The sequence below is a fragment of the Jannaschia formosa genome, assembly GCF_003340555.1.
Lineage (GTDB): Bacteria > Pseudomonadota > Alphaproteobacteria > Rhodobacterales > Rhodobacteraceae > Jannaschia > Jannaschia formosa.
The window spans coordinates 194757-217192 of the sequence record NZ_QPLJ01000006.1; the positions used below are offsets into that span (position 1 = coordinate 194757).

The 22436-nt window shown below is 68.4% G+C and carries 16 protein-coding genes and 1 tRNA gene; 3 read left to right on the forward strand and 14 right to left on the reverse strand.

The window, feature by feature from the left end; genetic code table 11:
• Positions 1-18: 18 nt before the first annotated feature.
• Positions 19-1062 carry a tRNA 2-selenouridine(34) synthase MnmH gene (mnmH, locus tag DR046_RS09285; protein ID WP_115382123.1) on the forward strand — a complete coding sequence of 348 codons (1044 nt, stop codon included), beginning with the start codon at positions 19-21 and terminating at the stop codon, positions 1060-1062.
• A gap of 101 nt (positions 1063-1163) precedes the next feature.
• Here mnmH and DR046_RS09290 read toward each other — a convergent pair whose 3' ends face one another.
• The gene (locus DR046_RS09290) at positions 1164-1796 is read right to left on the reverse strand and encodes a GntR family transcriptional regulator (protein WP_245190884.1); all 633 of its coding nucleotides are present in this window, start codon (positions 1794-1796) and stop codon (positions 1164-1166) included.
• Positions 1797-1914: 118 nt separating this feature from the next.
• On the opposite strand from DR046_RS09290, the gene DR046_RS09295 reads away from it, so the two are divergent.
• Positions 1915-2583, forward strand: a complete 669-nt coding sequence (locus DR046_RS09295; RefSeq protein WP_115382097.1) for a pyrimidine 5'-nucleotidase — start codon at positions 1915-1917, stop codon at positions 2581-2583.
• Positions 2584-2700: 117 nt separating this feature from the next.
• Here DR046_RS09295 and selD read toward each other — a convergent pair whose 3' ends face one another.
• The 3 genes from selD to DR046_RS09310 form a co-directional block, all read right to left on the reverse strand.
• A complete protein-coding gene (gene selD / locus DR046_RS09300; RefSeq protein WP_115382098.1) occupies positions 2701-4851 on the reverse strand; it encodes a selenide, water dikinase SelD in 2151 nt (716 codons plus the stop codon).
• 75 nt (positions 4852-4926) lie between these two features.
• Positions 4927-5802, reverse strand: coding sequence for a DMT family transporter (locus tag DR046_RS09305; RefSeq protein WP_115382099.1), 876 nt, complete (start codon positions 5800-5802; stop codon positions 4927-4929).
• On the reverse strand, positions 5799-6665 hold the full coding sequence (locus DR046_RS09310) for a glycosyltransferase (protein ID WP_167767024.1): 867 nt from the start codon (positions 6663-6665) through the stop codon (positions 5799-5801). The genes DR046_RS09305 and DR046_RS09310 overlap by 4 nt, the downstream gene beginning before the upstream one ends.
• Before the next feature lie 140 nt (positions 6666-6805).
• Between DR046_RS09310 and DR046_RS09315 the strand changes: the two genes are divergently transcribed.
• The gene (locus DR046_RS09315) at positions 6806-7000 is read left to right on the forward strand and encodes a hypothetical protein (RefSeq protein WP_135227279.1); all 195 of its coding nucleotides are present in this window, start codon (positions 6806-6808) and stop codon (positions 6998-7000) included.
• Between the two features lie 158 nt (positions 7001-7158).
• Here DR046_RS09315 and rpoC read toward each other — a convergent pair whose 3' ends face one another.
• The 10 genes from rpoC to DR046_RS09370 all read right to left on the reverse strand — a co-directional run bounded on the left by rpoC (position 7159) and on the right by DR046_RS09370 (position 22150).
• Positions 7159-11394 (reverse strand): DNA-directed RNA polymerase subunit beta', encoded by a 4236-nt coding sequence (gene rpoC, locus DR046_RS09320; RefSeq protein WP_115382102.1) that lies wholly within the window; start codon positions 11392-11394, stop codon positions 7159-7161.
• A gap of 216 nt (positions 11395-11610) precedes the next feature.
• Positions 11611-15750 (reverse strand): DNA-directed RNA polymerase subunit beta, encoded by a 4140-nt coding sequence (rpoB, locus tag DR046_RS09330; protein ID WP_115382104.1) that lies wholly within the window; start codon positions 15748-15750, stop codon positions 11611-11613.
• A 241-nt stretch (positions 15751-15991) separates the two neighbouring features.
• Positions 15992-16375, reverse strand: coding sequence for a 50S ribosomal protein L7/L12 (gene rplL / locus DR046_RS09335; RefSeq protein WP_115382105.1), 384 nt, complete (start codon positions 16373-16375; stop codon positions 15992-15994).
• A gap of 76 nt (positions 16376-16451) precedes the next feature.
• Positions 16452-16970 (reverse strand): 50S ribosomal protein L10, encoded by a 519-nt coding sequence (gene rplJ, locus DR046_RS09340; RefSeq protein ID WP_115382106.1) that lies wholly within the window; start codon positions 16968-16970, stop codon positions 16452-16454.
• Between the two features lie 263 nt (positions 16971-17233).
• Complete coding sequence (rplA, locus tag DR046_RS09345) at positions 17234-17944, reverse strand: 50S ribosomal protein L1 (RefSeq protein WP_115382107.1); 711 nt, start codon at positions 17942-17944, stop codon at positions 17234-17236.
• Complete coding sequence (gene rplK, locus DR046_RS09350; protein ID WP_115382108.1) at positions 17944-18393, reverse strand: 50S ribosomal protein L11; 450 nt, start codon at positions 18391-18393, stop codon at positions 17944-17946. Before rplK ends, rplA begins: the two co-directional genes overlap by 1 nt.
• A 124-nt stretch (positions 18394-18517) precedes the next feature.
• Positions 18518-19051: a transcription termination/antitermination protein NusG gene (gene nusG / locus DR046_RS09355; protein WP_115382109.1), complete on the reverse strand. Its 534-nt coding sequence runs from the start codon at positions 19049-19051 to the stop codon at positions 18518-18520.
• Between the two features lie 163 nt (positions 19052-19214).
• On the reverse strand, positions 19215-19409 hold the full coding sequence (gene secE / locus DR046_RS09360; RefSeq protein WP_115382110.1) for a preprotein translocase subunit SecE: 195 nt from the start codon (positions 19407-19409) through the stop codon (positions 19215-19217).
• A gap of 477 nt (positions 19410-19886) precedes the next feature.
• On the reverse strand, positions 19887-21944 hold the full coding sequence (locus DR046_RS09365) for a methyl-accepting chemotaxis protein (protein ID WP_115382111.1): 2058 nt from the start codon (positions 21942-21944) through the stop codon (positions 19887-19889).
• 130 nt (positions 21945-22074) lie between these two features.
• Positions 22075-22150: transfer RNA gene (locus DR046_RS09370), tRNA-Trp, on the reverse strand.
• Positions 22151-22436 lie beyond the last annotated feature (286 nt).

Below are 22436 nucleotides of genomic sequence, written 5' to 3' on the forward strand. Positions count from 1 at the left end.
AGCTGGTCCCTGCCGGTCATGGCCTACACCCTGACCTCCCTTCCGCCGCTGCCCTTCGACACGGTCATCGACGTGCGCGCACCCTCCGAATTCGCCGAGGACCACATGCCCGGCGCGATCAACCTGCCCGTCCTGTCGGACGCAGAGCGGGCGAGGGTCGGCACGATCTACGTCCGGCAGGACCGGTTCCTCGCCCGCAAGATCGGCGCCGCGCTGGTCGCGCGCAACGCGGCGGTGCATATCGAGGGGCCGCTGGCCGACAAGGAGGGCGGATGGCGGCCGCTGGTCTATTGCTGGCGCGGGGGCCAGCGCTCGGGCAGCTTCGCGTCGATCCTGTCGCAGATCGGCTGGCGGGTGGAGGTGGTCGAGGGCGGCTATCGCAGCTATCGCCGTCTCGTCTCGCGGCTGCTTTACGACACGCCGCTTCCGCATCGGCTGGTGCTGGTCGATGGCGGGACCGGGACGGGAAAGACCCAGCTTCTGCAACGCATGGCACGGGACGGCGCGCAGGTCATCGACCTCGAGGGGCTGGCCCGCCATCGCGGTTCGAACTTCGGCGGCTGGGACGGGGGGCAGCCGGCGCAGAAGATGTTCGAGTCGCATCTGGCGCAGGTGGTGACCGGGCTGGACCCCGCGCGGCCCGTCTTCGTCGAGGCCGAGAGCAGCTCGATCGGGCGCGTGAAACTGCCGCCCGCGCTCTGGCAGGCGATGGGCACAGCGCCGGTAGTGCGGATCGAGGTGCCGCTTTCCGCGCGGGCGCGGTTCCTGACGACGACCTATCCGGACCTGACCGCGGACGCCGCGCTTCTTGAGCGGCGCATCGAGTCGCTGAAGCCCTACCATCCCGGCGACCGCATCGCCGCCTGGCACCGGCTCGCCCACGAGGGCCGCTACGAGACGCTCGCCGAGGGACTGATCGAGGCGCATTACGACCCGCGCTATCGCCGTCCGGGCGGGGCGGAACGGGTGGAGCTGGGGACGGTCGCGGTGCCGGAGCTTACGGAGGCGGAGATCGCCCGCGCGGCGGAGCGGGTGATGGCTTTGGGAGAAGCGAAGGGCTGAGAGCGCCCGGGACGGACGTGTCACAGCCCGCGTGAGGTCACGGCCAGGCCCGACCCGACGATGACGCCATGCCGAACCTAACAGCGAGAGCGGACCAGGCCCTACAACCCTCGCGCCTCCTCCCGCAGGCGCACTTCGAAGGCGGTGCTGAGATGCAGGCGCAATGCGTCGGCCGCCCGCTCTCCGTCCCGCGCGGCGATGGCGTCCACGATCGCCTGATGCTCGGCCAGAGCGGTCTCGCCGCGGCCCTCGGCGGCCAGAGAGGTCTTCGCCATCAGCGCCATCGTGCGGTGGACCATGCCGAGCTGCTGCAGCAGGTAGCGGTTGTGGGAGGCCCGGTGGATCTGGGAATGAAACCGCCGGTTCGCGCGGGCCAGCGCCTGCGCGTCGCCAAGAAGCGCCCGGTCCTCCTGCACCATGGCGCCGAGGACGGTGATCTCCTCCCGCGCGGCGTGCTGCGCGGCAAGCCGGGCGGCCAGCGCCTCCAATTCGGTCCGCACGGCATAGAGCTCGGCCAGCTGGTCGTGGCTCAGCGAGGCGACGATCAGCGACCGCCCGTCGCGGGTCAGGAGGGCCTGCGTCTCCAGCCGCTGCAACGCCTCGCGCACGGGTGTGCGGCTGACGCCGAAGCGGTCGGCCAGTTCGCTTTCGACCAGGCGGTCGCCGGGGCGGTAGACGCCGAGGTCGATCGCGTCGATGATGAGTGTATAGGCATCCTTCTGGCCAGTCTGCACGCCGTCCCTCCCAAGTGCATCGCGGCAGGTTAGCCGCTCCGCCGGCTTTGTCGAGACGGCATGTCCTGCGGCATGGGGCCCCTCGACAGGCGCCGCGCGGGCGCCTAATCCCGGGGGCATGCATCCCGACTTCGACCATGTCACAACCTGGGTCTTCGACCTGGACGAGACGCTCTATCCGCCCTCGATGCCGCTCTTTCCGCAGATCGAGGCGCGGATGACGCGCTGGATCGAGACCTATCTCGGCGTCTCCGCAGCCGAGGCCGACCGGCTGCGCGCCCGCTGGTGGCACGATCACGGCACGACGCTCGCCGGGCTGATGCGCGAGCACGACATGGACCCGGACCCTTTCCTGGCCGATGTCCACGACATCGACTTCTCGGTCCTGTCGCCCGATCCCGACCTGCGCGCCGCGCTGGCCGCGCTGCCTGGGCGGCGGGTGATCTTCACCAACGGCACCGCACCCTATGCCCGCGCCGTGCTGGCGGCGCGGGGGCTGTCGGACCTGTGGGACGCGGTGCACGGGATAGAGGACGCAGGCTACATCCCGAAGCCGCACCGCGCCGCCTATCAGGCCGTCTTTGACCGCGACGGGCTGGAGCCACGCCGTAGCGCGATGTTCGAGGACGTGGCCCGCAACCTGGAGGTGCCCTGCGAACTGGGGCTGAGGACGATCCATATCGCGCCCGCGCCCGTCCCGGGCGACCACATCCAGCACCATGCCGCCGACCTGACCGGATTTCTTCGCGGGATCCTTGCGGCCGATCCGGCTGCGCCTGCCGCCTGACGCGTCGGACGGGTTCATCGAGGCAGGGAGTCCCGAAAGGGTCCCGAGAGGATGGAGCCCCTTGGGGTCGGGGTATTGTCCGGCCGATAGAAGCCACCCCGGGTCGGCCGGAGCCGGTCAGACCGCGACGACCCCCGGGACCTCCGTGACCGTGCCGATCCGCGACGCGCGATGGCCGAGCGCACGGAGGCGCGTCACGAGTTCTTCGGCCGTCTCCGCCGGGACCGCGGCGAGCAGGCCGCCCGACGTCTGCGGGTCATGCAGCAGCGCGACCTCCTCGCCCGCGACGGGCGCGGCACGGGCATTGGCCTCATGGATGGTGGAGCGGTGCCCCTCGGCCAGCGCCTCCCGCGCGCCCGCATAGGCCGGGATCGCGCCGAGGTCGAGTCGGGCGCCCCGCCCGCCCAGCACCCGCGTCAGGTGCCCGGCAAGCCCGAACCCGGTCACGTCGGTCATCGCATGGGCGCCCCGCAGCAGCCGCGCCGCGTCGCCCTGCGGGCGCGCCATCGCGTGCAGCATGTCGAGGACATCCGCCCCGCGCGCACGGCCCGCCATCTCTGCCACCAGCAGCGTCCCGGTCCCGAGCGGCCGCGTCAGGATCAGCGCGTCGCCCGGACGCGCGCCGCCCTGCGTCACCGGGGCGTCGGTCAGCCCGGTCAGGGTCAGGCCCAGCATCGTCTCGGCGCCCATGGTCGAATGGCCGCCGACCAAGTCGCAGCCCTCGGCCGCCAGCACCTCCGCCACCGCGCCGAGCATGAGGTCCAGCGTGCGCGCCTGCAGCGCCTCGGACATGCGCGGCAGCACGACGCTGGCCAGCGCCGCCTGTGGGGCGGCGCCCATCGCCCAGACGTCGCCCAGCGCGTGGACGGTGGCGATCCGGGCGAAGAGTTCCGCGTCGGCGCAGACCGCGCGCAGATGGTCGGTCGTCAGCACCTGCGCCCCCTGCCCATGTACCAGCACGGCGGCATCGTCCCCCGGCCCCGATCGCACGTCGTCGCGCGCGGGCGCGGGCAGGCGGGCCAGCGCCTGCCCCAGCGCATCCGCCGTCACCTTCGACCCGCAGCCCGAGCAGAGCGGCTTGCCCAGGTCGCGCACCCCGCGCGCCACCTCTCGCGGCAGGTCGGGCCGGCGCATGACGGGCAGGTCGGTCAGCTTCGTCATGAACCTGCGGTCGATCCGGTCCTTCAGCCGCCAGAGCCAGGCGCCCGACAGCGTGACCCCGGCCTTTTCGGCCACCGCCTTCTTCTCGCCCAGCGAGATGAGCTTCAGATAGCCCTTCTGCGGCGCGTAGGGCTTCAGCCCACCCATCCCGATCAGCGCCGCCCGCAGGTTGTCGTGGAGAACGGGCGCCTGCCGCACGGCATAGACCCCGGCCTTGGGGCGCGGCGCGTGGGTGAGATGGGCGCAGTCGCCGACCGCGAAGAGATCGTCCCGCCCCTCGACCCGCAGCCGGCTGTCGACGCGGACGAAGCCGTCCTCGGTCGGCAATGGCGATCCGGCGAGCCAGGCATGGGGCCGGGCACCGGTGGCGCCGGTGACGAAGGCGGCGGGGATCGTTTCCCCTTCCTCCAGCGCGACGTGGTCCGCGGCGATGGCGATGGCGCGGGCTTCGGTGCGCAAGGCCACGCCGTAGGCCTTCATCGCCGCGCGCAGGCGGCGGCGCGCCTCCGGCCCCACGCCCGACAGGCCCGGCCCGGCCTCGATCACCGTCACCTCGGGCACGAGCCCCGCCCCGCGCAGCGCGTGGGCCATGGCGAGCGACAGCTCCGCTCCGGCCACGCCAGCGCCAAGGATGGCCACCTGCGGCGGGCGGTGGCCCTCGGCGGCCTCGTCGAGGAAAGCCTCCCAGGCCGAGGCGAAGCGACCGAGCGGCTTGGCGCCCACGGCATGCTCGGCAAAGCCCGGCAGGTCCGGCATCTCGGCATGCACCCCGACATCGATCGACGCCACATCGTAAGCCAACGGAGCGCGGCCGGGGATCGAGACGGTCCGCTCCTCCGGGTCGATGGCGGTCACCGCCCCGTCGATCACCGCCGCCCCGGCGAAGCGGGCGAGGCGCACGAGGTCGATGTCGAGATCGTCCCGGCTGTAGTGCCCGGCGACATGGCCCGGCAGCATCCCCGAATAGGGCGCCGTCGGCCCCGGGTTGACCACCGTCACCCGCACGCCCGGCAGCGGGTCCATCCCCCAGCGCCGCAGCACCAGCGCATGGGTATGGCCGCCGCCGATCAGAAGCAGGTCTCGGGTCAGGGGGATGTCGGGGGACATGAGCGCTCCGGTCGGTTTCCGCGCTCTCTAGCATGGGCGGGGCCGGTGGCGAGAGACGCCCACGCGGACGTGAGGCTAGTGCGGCACCGGCTTCGGCACCCGCCCCTCGCGCCAGAGCGTGAACATCCCTGCCGCGAGGATCAGCGCCGCGCCGGTCAGGGTCCAGACATCCGGGCGCTCGCCGAAGATCGTCACGCCCAGCAGCAGCCCCCAGAGCATCGCGCTGTAGCGGAAGGGGGCGACGGCCGACATCTCTCCGGAGCGCATGGCGAGGATCGACATCACATAGGCCGAAAGGACGAACAGGGCCGCCAGCGCGATCACCGCCCCCTGCCCCGTCGCCGGCATCTCCCAGGGGGTGCGGGCCGAGAGCAGGGCGCCGAGCGCCGTCACCGCCGCGGCGGTGAAGGTCGCGACCTTCAGGCTGGGCACGCCGGGGCTCAGCTTGCGGGTCAGAAGCTCCCGCCCGGTGATGATGACGACGGTCGTGATCGCCAGCAGCGACCATTCGTTGAAGCCGTCGGTCCCCGGCCGGACGATCAGCAGCACGCCGACAAGGCCCAGCGCGATGGCGGTCCAGCGGCGCGGCCCGACGGTCTCGCCGAGGAACAGCGCCCCCGCCGCAGCGATGGTCAGCGGCAGGACCTGGAGGATGGCCGTGATGTTGGCCAGCGGCATGTGGGTCAGCGCGATGATGAAGGGCAGAAAGGCCGCGGCCTCGGCGGCGACGCGCAGGGCGACGCGGCCACGGTCGCCCCTGGGGATCGGCTGCGCCAGGGCGCCGGTGGCGCGGGCGAGCAGCAGCAGGAGCGTGGTCGCCGCGATCCCCCGGAGGGTCACGACCTGGAAGGTCGGCAGGCCCTGCGCCAGCCATTTCATGCAGGCGTCGTTAAGCGTGAAGGTCGCCATCGACCCCATCATGAACAGCGCCCCGCGCGTGTTGTCAGTCACGTCAGCGCCCCCTTGGCGGTCCCGCCCCGGCCCGGCCCCGGTGCCTCGGGCATCAGTGCCAGCGCGGCGTCGGGGTCGAGGCCGAACCGCTCCGCCAGAAGGCGGCGGCCCCGGCGGGTCGGCATCTCGACCGCGTGGCGCGGGATGGTGCGGCCGCTGTCGTTGTGGCCGTGCAGCGTGCGCAGGAACATCGGCGCCTCGCCCGGCACGGTGAAGGTCGGGACGTAGCAGCCGAGGCGCCGGTGGTTGTAGCGGTAGACGCAGATCGGCAGATCGGCGGTGGTGATCATCGCGCAGGCGAGGCCCAGCGGCTGCGGCTCCCGAAACTCGTGGAAGGGCTGCGCGGGGTCGTGCAGGTCCCAGTAGACCCCGCGCGAGAAGGCGAGCGCGGTCGGCTCCTCGGCGAGGCCGGCGGCGATCAGCCGGTCGGAGATGTCGCGGGTCCGGGCAATGTAGTCGACGGAGACGGCGTCGTCGTCATCGATGCGGAAGCCGGTGACATGGGTCGCGCCCTCCGCCGTACCCCTCCGGAAGGCGCGCTTGGCCGCGCCCAGCCCGCCCATCCGGTCGAGGAAGACGACCTGCAGCCAGGGCGACGCCTCCTCCAGGTCGCGCAGGCGCTTGCGGTGGCGCATCGGCAGCGATGTGCCGGCAAGGATCACCAGACGGAAATCCATGTCCGTCTGCCCGGCGAGCGAGGGCAGCGTGATCGTTTCGAGATAGCTGAAGCGCAGCGCCAGCCGCGCTTCGTCGTAGAGATGAGCCTCCAGCGCGGATTCGTCCAACCTGCTGACGGCAAAGCCCTCCTTCGCCGGGTAGGAGAACCGCAAGACGCCGACGATCCGGTTGACTGTGTCGTTCATGTCCCTCGGTCGCATGCCGACATCAAGGGAGCAAGCAATGAACATATTGCTGCCCGATTTCGCACGAATCTGGCCGCAATGGGGTGGCAAGATCGGTGAAACAGAATGACCAGGCGGGAGACGGGTCAATGGGATTTGTGGTGATCGGACTGGCCTTCGGCGTCGTGATGTTCGCTTCGGCGCTGATCTCGGGTTGGGGCATCGGCCTCGCGCTGCTGGTCGGCTGGCTAGGCGCGTCCTTGGGCGTCATCGCCATCGCCGCTCTGATGGCGCTTCGCCTGACGGCGCGCAGACCGGCAGCGGCACGCGTCGAGGAAGAGGCCCTCGGGGCCTGATACCCGGCACCTTCAAGGTTGCGGCCCGGCCCTCCGACAGGAGGCCGGGCCTTTTTCGTGAGGGCGGGTGCGGACGGCAAAGCGCCCCCATCCCGATGCGCCACGAAAAACCCCCGCCGGATCGCTCCGGCGGGGGTCTTTGTCTCAGCGGGCGGGGATCATTCGCCCGGCTGCTCTTCCGGCGTCTTGCGGAAGATGTCGTCGGCGCTCTCGGAGCGCTCCGGCGCGGCGAGGGCCGCAGCCTTCTCGGCCTCTATCCGGGCCTCCTCGATCACCTTGCTGTCGCGGGTCGCCGCGATGGCGCGCATCTCCTGAGTGGCGCCACCGGTGCCCGCCGGGATGAGGCGGCCGACGATGACGTTCTCCTTGAGACCGACGAGCTTGTCCTTCTTGCCCTGCACCGACGCCTCGGTGAGGACCCGGGTCGTCTCCTGGAAGGAGGCGGCCGAGATGAAGGACCGGGTCTGCAACGACGCCTTGGTGATGCCGAGCAGGATCGGCTCGGCCTTGGCCGGGCGATCCCCGCGCTTCTCGGCCTTCGCATTGGCCTCGTCGAGCTCGATCTTGTCGATATGCTCGCCCTTCAGCAGCGTCGTGTCGCCCGAATCGAGCACCTCCAGCTTCTGAAGCATCTGGCGGACGATCACCTCGATATGCTTGTCGTTGATCTTCACGCCTTGCAGTCGATACACGTCCTGCACCTCGTCGATGAGATACTCGGCCAGGGCCTCGATCCCGAGGATGCGCAGGATGTCGTGCGGCGCGGGGTTGCCATCCATGATGTAGTCGCCGCGCTGGACGAAATCGCCCTCGGCCACCGGGATGTGCTTGCCCTTGGGCACCATGTAGTCGATCGGCTCCAGCGAGTCGTCGGTCGGCACCACGGTGATCCGGCGCTTGTTCTTGTAGTCCTTGCCGAACTTCACTACGCCGTCCGCTTCCGCGATGATCGCGTGATCCTTGGGACGGCGCGCCTCGAACAGCTCCGCCACGCGCGGCAGGCCGCCCGTGATGTCCTTGGTCTTGGTGCCTTCCCGCGGGATCCGCGCGACCACGTCGCCGGCCTTGAGCTGCTGCCCGTCCTCGACCGAGAGGATCGCGTCCACCGACATCTCGTAGGTGATCGGGTTGCCCTGCTCGTTGCGCACCGGCTCTCCGTCCTCGCCCGCGATGATGACCTGCGGCTTGAGCTCGTTCCCCTTGGGGGCCGAGCGCCAGTCCGAGACGATCTTCTGGGTCATGCCGGTCGCGTCGTCGGTCTCGTCGCGCACCGAGATGCCCGCGTAGAGATCGACGAACTTCGCGCGGCCGTCGGCCTCGGCGATGATCGGCAGGGTGAAGGGGTCCCACTCGAACAGCTTGTCGCCGCGCTTGACCTCGTCGCCTTCCTTGACGTGCAGCGTGGTGCCGTAGCCCAGCTTGTGGCTGGTCAGCTCGTCCCCCTGCGAGTCGAGGATCACGACCTGCATGTTGCGCCCCATGACGATGACGGTGCCCGCCTCGTTGGTCAGCGTGTTGGCGTGGCGATAGGCGATGGTGCCCGCCGCCGACGCTTCCATGAAGGACTGCTGCCCACCCTGGGCCACGCCGCCGATGTGGAAGGTCCGCATCGTCAGCTGGGTTCCCGGCTCGCCGATGGACTGGGCCGCGATGATGCCCACGGCCTCGCCCAGGTTCACCTTGGTGCCGCGCGCGAGGTCGCGACCGTAGCAGGAGGCGCAGACCCCCTCCTCGGCCTCGCAGGTCAGCGGGCTGCGGATGCGCATCGTCGCGACGCCGGCCGCCTCGATGGCGTCGGCCTTGCGCTCGTCGATGAGGTCCCCGGCAGAGACGATGACCTCGTCGGAGCCCGGCGCGGTCACGTCGTCGGCCGCGACCCGGCCCAGCACGCGCTCGGCCAGAGAGGCAACGATCTCGCCATCGTTGACGGCCGCCGAGGCGGTCACGGCACGATCGGTGCCGCAATCCTCGATCCGCACGATGCAGTCCTGCGCCACGTCCACCAGACGGCGGGTCAGGTAGCCCGAGTTCGCCGTCTTGAGCGCCGTGTCCGACAGGCCCTTGCGCGCGCCGTGGGTGGAGTTGAAGTACTCCAGCACGGTCAGACCTTCCTTGAAGTTCGAGATGATCGGCGTCTCGATGATGTCGCCGTTCGGCTTCGCCATCAGGCCGCGCATCCCGCCCAGCTGCTTCATCTGCGTGACCGAGCCGCGGGCACCGGAATGGGCCATCATGTAGACGGAGTTCGGCTCGTTCTCGGCGCCGTTCTCATCGACGCCGGTCGAGGAGATCGTCGACATCATGGCCTCGGTGACTTTGTCGTTGCACTTCGACCAGGCGTCCACGACCTTGTTGTACTTCTCGCCCTGGGTGATCAGGCCGTCCATGTACTGCTGCTCGAAGTCCTTCACCTGCTCGCGGGTGGCTTCGACGATGGGCCACTTCGTCTCGGGAACGACCATGTCGTCCTTGCCGAAGGAGATGCCCGCGCGGAAGGCTTCGCGGAAGCCGAGCGTCATGATCTGATCGCAGAAGATGACCGACTCCTTCTGGCCGCAGTAGCGGTAGACGGTGTCGATGACGTGCTGGACGTCCTTCTTGCGCAGCAGGCGGTTGACCAGGTCGAAGGGCGCCTTGGCGTTGGCGGGGAGCATCGAGCCCAGCCGGACGCGGCCCGGCGTGGTATCGAACAGAACCTCGACCTCCTGCCCCATCTCGTCGATCTGGGGCACGCGCGCCTTGATCTTGGAGTGCAGGTGCACCTCGCCCGATTCCAGGGCGTGGTTCACCTCGTCGATGGACGAGAAGACCATGCCCTCGCCCTTCATGCCCGACCGCTCCATCGAGACGTAGTAGAGCCCCAGGACCATGTCCTGCGACGGCACGATGATCGGCGCGCCGTTGGCGGGCGACAGCACGTTGTTGGTCGACATCATCAGGACGCGCGCTTCCAGCTGCGCTTCCAGCGACAGCGGGACGTGCACGGCCATCTGGTCGCCGTCGAAGTCGGCGTTGAAGGCCGAGCAGACCAGCGGGTGAAGCTGGATCGCCTTGCCTTCGATTAGCACCGGCTCGAAAGCCTGGATGCCGAGGCGGTGCAGCGTGGGCGCACGGTTCAGCAGGACCGGGTGCTCACGGATAACCTCGTCGAGGATGTCCCAGACCTCGGGACGCTCCTTCTCGACCAGCTTCTTGGCCTGCTTGACGGTGGACGAGAGCCCCTTCGCCTCCAGCCGCGAGTAGATGAACGGCTTGAAGAGCTCGAGCGCCATCTTCTTCGGCAGGCCGCACTGGTGCAGCTTCAGTTCGGGCCCGGTCACAATGACCGAGCGGCCCGAGAAGTCCACGCGCTTGCCGAGCAGGTTCTGGCGGAACCGGCCCTGCTTGCCCTTCAGCATGTCCGACAGCGACTTCAGCGGGCGCTTGTTGGCGCCGGTGATGACGCGGCCGCGGCGGCCGTTGTCGAACAGCGCGTCGACCGATTCCTGCAGCATCCGCTTTTCGTTGCGCACGATGATGTCGGGCGCGCGCAGCTCGATGAGCCGCTTGAGGCGGTTGTTGCGGTTGATGACCCGGCGATACAGGTCGTTGAGGTCCGAGGTCGCGAAGCGGCCACCGTCCAGCGGGACCAGCGGGCGCAGCTCGGGCGGGATGACCGGGATGACGGTCAGGATCATCCATTCGGGCCGGTTGCCCGACTCGATGAAGTTCTCGACGATCTTCAGGCGCTTGATGATCTTCTTGGGCTTCAACTCGCCCGTGGCCTCCTTGAGATCCTCGCGCAGCTGCGCGGCCTCGGCCTCGAGGTCGATGGCAGCCAGCATCTCGCGGATGGCCTCGGCGCCGATATTCGCCTGGAACGCGTCGGCGCCATAGGCGTCCTGCGCGTCCATGAACTCCTCTTCGGACATGAGTTGTCCGTAGCTGAGGTCGGTCAGGCCCGGCTCGATGACGACGTAGTTCTCGAAGTAGAGGATGCGCTCAAGGTCGCGCAGCGTCATGTCCAGCATCAGGCCGATGCGGGAGGGCAGCGACTTGAGGAACCAGATATGGGCGACGGGCGAGGCCAGCTCGATATGGCCCATGCGCTCGCGCCGGACCTTCTGCAGCGTCACCTCGACGCCGCACTTCTCGCAGACGACGCCGCGATACTTCATCCGCTTGTACTTGCCGCAGAGGCACTCGTAGTCCTTGATCGGACCGAAGATGCGCGCGCAGAACAGGCCGTCACGCTCGGGCTTGAACGTGCGGTAGTTGATCGTCTCGGGCTTCTTGATCTCGCCATAGGACCACGAGAGGATCCGCTCGGGCGAGGCCAGAGACACCTTGATCTCGTCGAACACCTTCTGGGGGGCGACGGGGTTGAACGGGTTGTTGGTGAGTTCCTGGTTCATTCTATTTTCCCCACACGGGTAAGATTTCAAAGAAGGCTGCGTCGGCAGCAAGTGCTAGGATGGCTAGACCCCAGACGAGCATGCGCGGTCTCTCGACGTCGTCGCACCATCGCGCTGTCTCGCTCTCGGGCCGAAGAGCCAGGACGATAAGGCCGACCCCGAAGATCGCCGCGATTACCGCGAAGATCAGGGGCCAAGCCTCAAGGTCCGTCATCGTCACTCGCTGTCTTCCTCCGCATCCAGGAGTTCCATGTTCAGGCCGAGGCCGCGGACTTCCTTGACGAGCACGTTGAAGCTCTCGGGAACGCCCGCCTCGAAGTTGTCCTCGCCCTTGACGATCGACTCGTAGACCTTGGTCCGGCCCGCCACGTCGTCGGACTTCACCGTCAGCATCTCCTGCAGGGTGTAGGCCGCGCCATAGGCTTCCAGTGCCCAGACCTCCATCTCGCCGAAACGCTGGCCGCCGAACTGCGCCTTGCCGCCGAGGGGCTGCTGGGTGACCAGCGAGTACGGCCCCGTCGAACGCGCGTGGATCTTGTCATCCACCAGGTGATGCAGCTTCAGCAGGTACTTCACGCCCACGGTCACCTGGCGCGAGAACTTCTCGCCGGTGCGCCCGTCGAACAGGTCCGACTGGCCCGAGGTCGAGAAACCGGCGCGCATCAGCGCGTCGTTCACGTCCGGCTCCTTCGCGCCGTCGAAGACCGGGGTCGCGATCGGCACGCCCTTGGTGACGTTGGACGCGGCTTCGAGGAAGCTGTCCTCGTCCATGCCGGCCAGCCAGTCCTCATAGGCTTCCTCGCCATAGGCGATCTTCATCGCGTCGCGAACCGGGGTCATGTCGCCCGAGCGGCGATACTCGTCCAGCGCCTCGTCGATCTTCAGCCCCAGGCCGCGGGCGGCCCAGCCCATATGGGTCTCGAGGATCTGCCCCACGTTCATGCGCGAGGGCACGCCCAGCGGGTTCAGCACGAAGTCGACCGGCGTGCCGTCGGCGAGGAAGGGCATGTCCTCCATCGGGACGACCTTGGAGATGACGCCCTTGTTGCCGTGACGGCCGGCCATCTTGTCGCCCGGCTGAAGCTTGCGCTTCACCGCGATGAAGACCTTGACCATCTTCATCACGCCCGGCGGCAGGTCGTCGCCGCGGCGAACCTTCTCGACCTTGTCCTCGAAACGAGCCTCCAGGCCGCGCTTCAGCACCTCGTACTGCTCGTTGAGCGCCTCGACCTGCTGCGCGGTCTCTTCGTCCTCGATGGCGATCTGCCACCACTGGCCGAAGCTCAGCTGCGACAGCGCCGCCTCGTCGACCACGGTGCCCGGCTTGAAGCCGCGCGGGCCCTTCACGCCCTTCTTGCCCTCGATCATGCCGCGCAGGCGGGCATAGATGTTGCGGTCCAGGATCTCGCGCTCGTCGTCGCGGTCGCGGGCCAGACGCTCGACCTGCTCGCGCTCGATCTGAAGCGCGCGCTCGTCCTTCTCGACGCCGTGGCGGTTGAAGACGCGGACCTCGACCACGGTGCCGTAGTCGCCCGGCTTCACTCGAAGCGAGGTGTCGCGCACGTCGGAGGCCTTTTCGCCGAAGATGGCCCGAAGCAGCTTCTCCTCCGGGGTCATCGGCGATTCACCCTTGGGGGTGATCTTGCCCACGAGGATGTCGCCCGGCTCCACGTCGGCGCCGATATAGACGATGCCTGCCTCGTCGAGGTTGCGCAGCGCTTCCTCGCCGACATTCGGGATGTCGCGCGTGATCTCCTCCGGCCCGAGCTTGGTGTCACGCGCGGCGACCTCGAACTCCTCGATATGGATCGAGGTGAAGACGTCGTCGCGGGCGATCCGCTCGGAGATGAGGATCGAGTCCTCGTAGTTGTAACCGTTCCACGGCATGAAGGCGACGACGACGTTCTTGCCGAGCGCCAGTTCCCCCATATCCGTCGACGGACCGTCAGCCAACACCTCGCCCTTGCGGACGGTGTCGCCCACCTTCACCAGCGGACGCTGGTTGATGCAGGTGTTCTGGTTCGACCGCTGGAACTTGCGCAGGCGGTAGATGTCGACGCCTGCGTCGCCCAGCGCCAGGTCTTCGGTGGCGCGCACGACGATACGTTGCGCATCGACCTGGTCGATGACGCCGCCGCGCTTCGCCATGATCGAGGCGCCGGAATCGCGCGCCACGACCTCCTCCATGCCGGTGCCGACATAGGGAGCATCGGCCTGCAGCAGCGGCACGGCCTGACGCTGCATGTTGGAGCCCATCAGCGCGCGGTTGGCGTCGTCGTTCTCCAGGAACGGGATCAGCGCCGCGGCGACCGAGACGAGCTGCTTCGGCGACACGTCGATCAGGTCGACCTGGTCCGTCGGCGTCAGCGTGTATTCACCCGACTGACGGGTGTTCACCATCTCGTTGACGAACTTCTTGTCCGCGTCGAGCACGGCGTTCGCCTGCGCCACCACATGCCGCATCTCTTCGGTCGCGGACATGTAGCTGACCTCGTCGGTCACCTGGCTGTTCTCGACCTTGCGATAGGGCGTCTCGATGAAGCCGTACTTGTTCACGCGGGCATAGGTCGCCAGCGAGTTGATCAGGCCGATGTTCGGCCCTTCCGGCGTCTCGATCGGGCACATCCGGCCGTAATGGGTCGGGTGCACGTCGCGCACCTCGAAGCCCGCGCGCTCGCGCGTCAGGCCGCCCGGTCCAAGCGCCGAGAGGCGCCGCTTGTGGGTCACCTCCGACAGCGGGTTGGTCTGGTCCATGAACTGGCTGAGCTGCGAGGAGCCGAAGAACTCCCGCACCGCGGCCGCGGCCGGCTTCGCGTTGATGAGGTCCTGCGGCATGACCGTGTCGATCTCGACCGACGACATCCGCTCCTTGATGGCGCGTTCCATCCGCAGAAGGCCCACGCGATACTGGTTCTCCATCAGCTCACCGACCGAGCGGACCCGGCGGTTGCCGAGATGGTCGATGTCGTCGATCTCGCCGCGGCCGTCGCGCAGTTCCACCAGGGCCTTGACGCAGGCCATGATGTCCTCGTCGCGCAGCGTGCGAACGGTGTCCTCGGCATCGAGGTCGAGGCGCATGTTCATCTTCACCCGGCCCACGGCCGAGAGGTCATAGCGCTCCGGATCGCGGAAGAGCTGGTCGAACAGCGTCTGGGCCGCCTCGACGGTGGGCGGCTCGCCCGGGCGCATGACGCGGTAGATGTCCATGAGCGCGGTCTCCCGGCCCATGTTCTTGTCCGCCGCCATGGTGTTGCGCATGTACGGGCCGTAGGTGACGTTGTCGATGTCGAGGACCGGGATCTCCTCGACGCCGGCATCGAGCAGCTCCTTCAGGATGCCGCCCGAAACCTCGCCGTTCCTGTCGACCTCCCAGGTGAGCTCGTCGCCCGCCTCGGCAAAGATCGCGCCGGTCTCCTCGTTGATGATGTCGCGCGCGACGTAGCGGCCGACGATCGCGTCGAACGGCACCAGCACATGCGAGACGTTCGACTCCTCGCGCAGCTTCTTGACCTGGCGCGGCGTGACCTTCTTGCCCGCCTCGACCACGACCTCGCCCGAGTCCGCGTCGACGACGTCCCGCGTCGGACGGGTGCCCGACAGGCGCTCGGGGAAGAACTTGGTGGCCCAGCCCTCGCCCTTGCGCAGCGTGTAGGTCACGGTGTCGTAATAGGCATTCATGATGCCTTCCTGGTCCATGCCCAGCGCATAGAGCAGGGTCGTCACCGGCAGCTTGCGGCGGCGGTCGATGCGGCAGAACACGAGATCCTTGGCGTCGAACTCGAAGTCGAGCCACGAGCCGCGATAGGGGATGATCCGGCAGGCGAAGAGCAGCTTGCCCGAGCTGTGCGTCTTGCCCTTGTCGTGATCGAAGAACACGCCCGGCGAGCGGTGCATCTGGGAGACGATGACCCGCTCGGTGCCGTTGACGATGAAGGTGCCGTTGGGCGTCATCAGGGGCATGTCGCCCATGAAGACGTCCTGCTCCTTGATGTCCTTGACGGACTTGGCGCCCGTATCCTCGTCGACCTCGAACACGATCAGGCGCAGCGTCACCTTCAGCGGCGCGGCATAGGTCATGTCGCGCTGCTGGCATTCCTCGACGTCGTACTTGGGCTCTTCCAGCTCGTACTTGACGAACTCCAGGATGGCCGTCTCGTTGAAGTCCTTGATCGGGAAGACGGACTGGAACGTCCCCATCAGACCCTCGCCCTCGGCGGGCGTGTCGCCCTCGCCGGAGCGCAGGAACAGGTCGTAGGAGGATTTCTGGACCTCGATGAGGTTCGGCATCGCCAGAACCTCCTCGATCTTGCCATAATAGCGGCGAATACGCTTGGAGGACGCTTGCGTCTGGGCCATGTCGGTTCTTTCTCTCGATCTCGCGCCGTGGCGTCCGTCGGGCATCGGACGCCAGGGCCAGCGAAGGGTCGTTGGAGGAGGAACCATCTGGGGCCCCGTCCCACGGGGGCCCCGCCGTTCCACCCTCCTGACCTGGAAAGCCCCTGCGGTCAGGGGCTTGCCGGGACAGGAGAGGGTGGGACCGGAAAGCCGGTCCCACCCATCGTCGGTATCCTTGCCCGTCCCGGAGGACGGAGCGGGATCACTTGAGCTCGATCTCGGCGCCGGCCGCTTCCAGCTTGCTCTTGATCGATTCGGCTTCGGCCTTGTCGACGCCTTCCTTGACGGCCTTGCCGCCGGCTTCGACCAGCTCTTTCGCTTCCTTCAGACCGAGGCCCGTGATGGCGCGGACTTCCTTGATGACGTTGATCTTGGAGGCACCGGCGGCCTTCAGGATGACGTCGAACTCGGTCTGCTCCTCGGCAGCGGCGGCGGCGCCACCGGCGTCGGCCGGGCCGGCCATCATGACCGCGCCACCGGCGGCGGGCTCGATGCCGTACTCGTCCTTGAGGATGGTTTTCAGTTCTTGAGCTTCCAGCAGGGTCAGACCCACGATTTGCTCGGCGAGGGCTTTCAGATCGGCCATTGTCAGATTTCCAGTTCGTTTAAGTTGTGTTCCGATGTCGCGGTTTCAAGTCGCGACGAGGGACGGACATCGAGGATCAGGCGGCTTCGCCCCGTTCCTCGATCGTCGACAGGATGCTCGCGATGTTCGAAGCAGGCGCGCCAATGGCACCGGCGATGTTCGAGGCGGGCGCGCCGATGCAGCCGACGATGGAAGCGATGAGCTCCTCGCGGCTGGGCATCTTCGCGACAGCTTTCACACCGTCGACGTCCAGAGCCGTCTCGCCCATCGCGCCGCCCAGGATCTCCAGCTTGGAGTTGTCCTTGGCATACGCGTCGATGACCTTGGCCGCAGCCACGGGGTCCTCGGAATAGGCGAGCACGGTCATGCCCGTGAGGTAGTTGGAAATGCTGCTGGCAGCCTTCCCCTCCAGGGCGATCTTGGCGAGCTTGTTCTTGGCGACACGAACGGACCCGCCCGCTTCGCGCATGCGCGCGCGCAGGTCCTGCATCTCGGCGACCGTCATTCCCTCGTAGCGGCTGACCACCACGACGCCAGAGCTTTCGAAGATCTGGCCGAGTTCCTCGACCACCTTCTCTTTTTGCGCTCTATCCACGGTTCTTCTCCAAGTATGGGAGGGTTGCCCCTCCCGGCTCGTTTCGGGAGGGTCGCCCCTCCCATCGGGTCCAGTGAAGGGCCCTGCCAGATCGCCCGGCGCGCGGCCGGAAATCTTTCGGGTCCCATCTCGGGAAGGACTTAGCGGGCCCCGATCCTCGAACCGGTCCCCTGCCCTCCGTCTCGGACAGAACGGAGCGTCGTCCAGACGGACGCCGCCCCGCGGCCCGGACGCCCGAAGGCGCCCGGATTCTCGCGTCGGCCCTAGGCCGACGCCACGTTGCCCGTCGCGCTCTCGACGCTGACGGTGACGCCCGGCCCCATGGTGGAGGTGAGCGAGATCTTCTTCAGATATGACCCCTTGGCGCCCGACGGCTTGGCCTTGGACACGGCGTCGACGAAGGCCAGCACGTTCTCGCGCAGCTTGTCGGCGTCGAACGAGACCTTGCCCACGCCCGCGTGGACGACCCCGTTCTTCTCGGCCTTGAACTGCACCTGACCGCCCTTCGCGGCCTTCACCGCCTCGGCCACGTCCATCGTCACCGTGCCGACCTTCGGGTTCGGCATCAGGTTGCGCGGGCCAAGCACCTTGCCCAGACGGCCGACGACCGGCATCATGTCGGGGGTGGCGATGCAGCGGTCGAAGTCGATCGTGCCGCCCTGGACGGTCTCCATCAGGTCCTCGGCGCCGACGATGTCCGCGCCCGCCGCCTTGGCCTCGTCGGCCTTGGCGCCGCGGGCGAAGACCGCCACGCGCACCGTCTTGCCGGTGCCGTTGGGCAGGCTGACGACGCCGCGCACCATCTGGTCGGCATGACGCGGGTCGACGCCCAGGTTCATGGCGATCTCGACGGTCTCGTCGAACTTCACCTTGGCATTGGACTTGATGAGGGACAGGGCCTCGTCGACCGACAGGTTCTCTTTCCCAGCGAAGGCCTCGCGGGCCGCCTTCGCGCGCTTTCCGAGCTTCGCCATCACTTCACCTCGATGCCCATGGACTTCGCCGAGCCCACGATGATCTTCATGGCCTGCTCGACATCGGTCGCCGACAGGTCCTTCATCTTCGCTTCCGCGATCTCGCGCACCTGCTTGACCGTCACCGTCGCGATGGTCTCGCGGCCCGGCTGGACGGCGCCCTTCGGGCGGTTGCGCTTGCCCACCGGCTTCAGGCCGGCCGCCTTCTTGAGATAGTAGGACGCGGGCGGCGTCTTGATCTCCATGGTGAAGGACTTGTCCTGGTAATACGAGATCACCGTGGGGCACGGGGCGCCGACTTCCATCTCCTGCGTCTTGGCGTTGAACGCCTTGCAGAATTCCATGATGTTGATGCCGCGCTGGCCGAGGGCGGGGCCCACGGGCGGCGACGGGTTGGCCTTGCCTGCAGGGATCTGCAGCTTCATCTTGCCGACGAGTTTCTTCGCCATGCTTTTCTCCTTCCGGCGGCGGGGGACCCCGCCCTACATTGCGCCAATCGGCGCGCTCATGCCGTGGTTCGGTCCGGGCCGTGACCCTCGCCTCCCACGTCCGGGGGCCTCGCGGCCCCTCAGGTCACGCGGCCTTGGAGACCTGCGTGAATTTCAGTTCCACCGGCGTCGGGCGACCGAAGATCGAGACGCTGACCTTCAGCGACTGCCCTTCGTCGTCGACTTCCTCGACCTCGCCGTCGAAGCCCTCGAAAGGCCCGTCGGAGACCGACACCCGCTCGCCCACCTCGAAGGTGATGAGGCTGCGCGGCGCCTCCTCCCCTTCCTGGACGCGGTTGAGGATCTGGTTCACCTCGGCGTCGCGCATCGGCATCGGCCGGCCCTGCGGGCCGAGGAAGCCGGTGACGCGGTTGATGTTCATTATCAGGTGATAGCCCTCGTCGGACATCTCCATGCGGACCAGCACGTAGCCGGGCATGAAGCGCCGCTCGGACGTCACTTTCTTGCCGCGCCGCACCTCGAGCACTTCCTCGGTCGGGACCAGCACTTCTTCGATCTGCTCGCCGAGGCCCTGCTCCTCGACGGCCTGGCGGATCTGCTCCGCCACGCGCTTCTCGAAATTCGAGAGAACGCTGACCGAATACCACCGCTTCGCCATATGCCTTGCCCGCCCAGTTTCGTCTTGCCAGTCCGTCACCGCCCGGCCGCAAAGCCAGGCTCGGAAGATGAAAGAGGCGCGTGCCACGACTCGCCACGCGCCCTCACCCTCGTATCTCGCGCCGCCATACCGCCGGGACAGAACGGGCGCAAGGGGGTCGCGTTCAGAACGACTCGAGAACCGTCGTCAGGCCGGTGCGGATCAGGAAGTCGACGAAGAAGAAGAACGTCGCCGCGACGATGGCCAGCAGGAACACCATGACCGTGGTCAGGGCCACTTCCCGCCGCGACGGCCAGGTGATCTTGGAGATCTCGGCGCGGGTCTGCTGGACGAACTGGATCGGATTGGGGTTTGCCACGGACCTGTCCTCGTATTGCCCGGCCGAGATAGGCCCTCCGGTTCCCGGACGCAAGGCGCCCGAGCCCCCTCCCTCCTGCCGGACACGCGGGTCCCGCCGAAAGCCCACCGGCGGACAGGCGAGTCGGGACGTGGTCACCCGGAGAGTTCTAGAGAACCGGACCCAGGACGGGGCGCCCGGGGCCGCTTGGGAACGCCGACCTCCCCCGTTGGCGGCGGGCGGGCCATGCGGCTCGGTCCCGAACGATGATGCGTCAAGCCGCCCATCCCACCCTATCGGGCGTCTCAGGGGACGGCTTCCTCGGGTCATCAGCGACGCCGCCCCCCTTCGCTCCCCCTCGCTGCCTCCCTCGCGGAAGCATCGGGTTCCCGCCCCCGCACCGTAACTGTCGGGATCCCGGTCCAAGGAACGGCCCCCCGCGCCGGTCGGGATTCGGGCTCCCCGAAACGGCGCCCATCCATCGGGCCGGCCGATGCTTCACGCTCCGATCGCTGCGCGGCCGGATGGCTTGCGATCCAGCGCAAGATCCCATCGACGCACCTCTTCGGCATCCGCGGTCGGGATGCCGAAATTGTAAGGCGCCGCGGCCTGCGGGCGGGGTGTCGGCGACACCGGCTGATCCAGGCGATCCGCAGGGTTGGCGCGTCCGAACCGCTCGATCAGGGTCAGCATCTGCGTCGCCGCCTCCTTGAGCGACAGGTTGGCCGTCGACATTCCCTCGAACATCGCTGTGTTTTGCTGCGTCGCCGAGTCGATCTCGCCCATGGCGCGGTTGATTTCGGTGACGGAGCCGGACTGGTCCTCCGCCGCGCGCGAGATCTCCGCGACCTGGTCGCCGATCTTCTGCACCCGCTCGCCGAGGGTGACCAGCGTGTCGCCGGTCCGGGCCACGCGCTGGACACCGAGATTGATCTGGTCGGAGCTCGACTTGATCAGCGTTCCGATCTGCTGTGCCGCGTCCGATGCCCTTTGCGCCAAAGCCCGGACCTCCGAGGCGACGACGGCGAAACCGCGCCCCGCCTCGCCCGCGCGGGCCGCCTCGACCCCAGCGTTGAGCGCTAGGAGGTTGGTCTGGAATGCGATGTCGTTGATGACGGTCAGGGTGCGCGAGATCTCCGTCGACGCGGACTGGATCTCGCGCATCGAATCGATGGCCTCCTGCACCACGACATCGCTCTGCCTGGCGTCCTGGCGCGCCGCCTCGGTCGAGCTCAGCGCGTCCTTGGCGAGCTGCGCCGTGGCCGCGATCGAGCCGGTGATCTGCTCCAGCGCGCCCGTCGTCTCGGCGAGGGAGTTGGCGGTGCGCTCGGTCCGCTTCGAGAGATCCTCGGCCGAGGCCGACAGGTCGCTGGTCTCGTCCTGGACCTTCGACGCGTGCCGGACGAGGCTCGACAGCGCCTCCTCCATGCCCGCGGCGGCACGGTTGAGGGAGACCTGCACGGTCGCGAAGCTCCCGTGTCGGGTCCCGTCGAGCCGGGCGGTCATGTCGCCACTGGCGATCCGATCGGCGACGACGATCATGTCGCCGATCTCCCGCTCGGTAACCGAGAGCAGGCGGTTGACCGTCGCGCGCGCGTCCCCCTCCTCGCCCGCCGCCGGGGCGAGGCGGGCGCCGAAGCCCTTCTCGAGAACCTCGTCGATGACCGTCTCCAGTTCGGCCGCGAAGGCGGCTGGGAAGACCGAAGCCGGTTCCCGCTCCGCCGCCGCGAGCGACCCCCGTGCTTCCTCGAACGCCTGTTGCAGCCTCGTCGCCTCGCCCTGCAGGCGTGCGGCCTCGGCCGCCATCGCGCCGCGCTCGGCATCGGCAGCCTCCTCCCTAGCCGCCCGTGCCGTTGCCTCGCCGAGAAGGCCCGCGGCCAGGGCGAACCCATCCGCGGCGCCCATGTCCCGTCCCCAACGGTCTAGAAGCGCGCGCGCCTCATCCCGGAGCGGTCGGAGGCGCGCGGCAAGCGTCTGCCGGGCGATCAGCGCGGTCCCGATCCAGGCCATCAGCGGCGCCAGGGCCAGCAAGCCCACGGTCAGGGGCCAGGAGATCGGCGCGATCGACGCCTGTGCCGGGGCGTGGATCAGCTCGATGGTCCCGATGCGCCGCCCATCCGGTCCGGTCATTTCCGCGTCCGTGCGCACGAGATCCGCGCGCCGCAGATCGGTTCCGGCGAGTCCCGGCACCGCGTCGAACCCGCCGACGACACCGCCGGGCGCCGACGCCGTGACGGCTTCCCCACCGCTGGGCCGAATCCGGATCCCGACGAGCGCCGGACCCGCACCGTCGAGTACGCCCGAAGCGAGGGTGGAGAGGTCGGTCCCGGGGCCGCCGACAAGGCCCGCGGCGACCGCCCGGCTGTTCGCCTCGATCCAGGATCGAAGATGCGCGTCGCGCTGCGCCGACAGCAGGTGCAGGACGCCGAAGGCGACGATCAGCGCCGCCAGACCGGCGGCGCCCCATCCGACCGCCAGCAGACGGCCGATCGGGGCCCGGCCGCCGAGCATCGACGGAAGACCCGCTGACGCGGCAAGGTTGTTCTCGGTCGGCATGATCGTCTCCTCGCAGAATGTCCGAGGTCCCGCTTAGAGCGGAGACCTGAACAAATCCTTTCCGCGAGGGATGGACGGACCTGCTTTTCGGGAGAGGCCGGAGGACGGAATGGACACGTCCGTCCGGAATTGGCAGGGGCAGCAGGATTCGAACCCGCGACCTGCGGATTTGGAATCCGCTGCTCTACCAACTGAGCTATACCCCTGTCGCGTGCGGCTCTAGCCCGCCCGGCGCGGCGTGACAAGACGGGATGCGCATCGCGGGGAGACGGAAACCGAATGTGGTCGGACGGCGTACACGACGCGCGACGGCGCCTTGCGGCGGCACAAGGGTGCGATCGGCCCTCCGGGGCCTGAGGACATCAGACCTCCCCCTCCGGCGAAGGGCTTGGCCTCACGCGACAAGGGGCCCCGCGGGGCCCCTTGTGCTGTCTGTCTGGCGGCAGGCGCCCTTGCGGCAGACTGCCCGATCCGACGATCTGCGACAGGCTC